Here is a 1,003-nt window from a genome sequence, read left to right as displayed (position 1 = left end):
ACGGGATTTTCAAAATTATGAGTCATTTCAGTTTTTTGGTTTTCGGCTTTTGTTTGTGAATTAAAGTCGAGTTAATCTAGGTTCTGGTGAAACGTAAGTCATTGAAGCTTAAGCATAACAAAGCGTTTAAGAGGGACTTGGCACGCGTGGCATTTTCAATTTGCGTTGGGTTTAGTGGTTAAGGTGTTATGCAGCAACTTTTGTATTGCGTGCCGGCGCCCCTTAACGCGGCGTTATGTGAATAGGAGATTCCAATGGACAAGGTAGTCAAAGATCGGTTTGATGAGTATCCGGAAAATGCTCGTGTTAGGTTAGAAGAGCTGCGAAATTTAGTCTTTCAAGTCGCATCTGAGTTGAAACTGGGTGAAGTCGATGAAACTCTAAAATGGGGAGAGCCAAGCTACAGTGTAAAAACGGGCAGTCCGTTAAGAATGGACTGGAAGCTTAAGTCTCCTAATAATTATTACCTATTCTTTAATTGCCAAACTAAGCTAGTCGATACATTTCGGGAGTTGTATGGTGACGAGTTGGTGTTTCAGGGAAATAGAGCAATAGTCCTGACCTTATCTAAACCGCTACCAGAAACGGTCATCAAGTCCTGTCTAGAGTTAGCTTTAACCTATCATCAGCGTAAAAACCTGCCTCTTTTGGGCGTGTGAAAAATTCACATAACAAACGCTTCAAGAGGGACAGCCAACGCGTGGCATTTTTACTATGCATTGGTTTTTGTGGTTACGGTGTTATGCAGTAAGTTGGTAGTAGCGTTGGCTGCCCCTTAAGCGGGCGTTATGTTTTCGTGATAACTTGAGGAAAAGAGATGGATTTCATTTGGTTGGTTTTAGCTTTTGGCGCGGCTGCAATATTCTACTATTTTGTATCATATTCGAAGCCACAGGATGATGATTGGCACAAATTGCCGACACTTGAGAATTATTTGATAAAGCATCCTGAATGTAAAACAGCAGATCCAGAAAGTGCTAAATGCTTTAGTTGTGGTTCAGAC

Annotated in this window: 1 protein-coding gene and 1 pseudogene; both read left to right on the top strand. The window is 41.5% G+C overall.

The features are described from left to right. Positions 1 to 254 precede the first annotated feature (254 nt). The gene (locus UF06_RS18875; protein WP_045571807.1) at positions 255 to 659 is read left to right on the top strand and encodes a DUF1801 domain-containing protein; all 405 of its coding nucleotides are present in this window, start codon (positions 255 to 257) and stop codon (positions 657 to 659) included. Positions 660 to 817: 158 nt separating this feature from the next. Next, positions 818 to 1,003 (top strand): annotated as a pseudogene (locus UF06_RS27240) (hypothetical protein); the annotation flags it as partial.

Source organism: Vibrio sp. S234-5, from assembly GCF_000960595.1.
Classification (GTDB): Bacteria; Pseudomonadota; Gammaproteobacteria; order Enterobacterales; family Vibrionaceae; genus Vibrio.
Note: the sequence above shows the minus strand (reverse complement) of the source record. Positions and strands in the feature narration are given on the sequence as shown.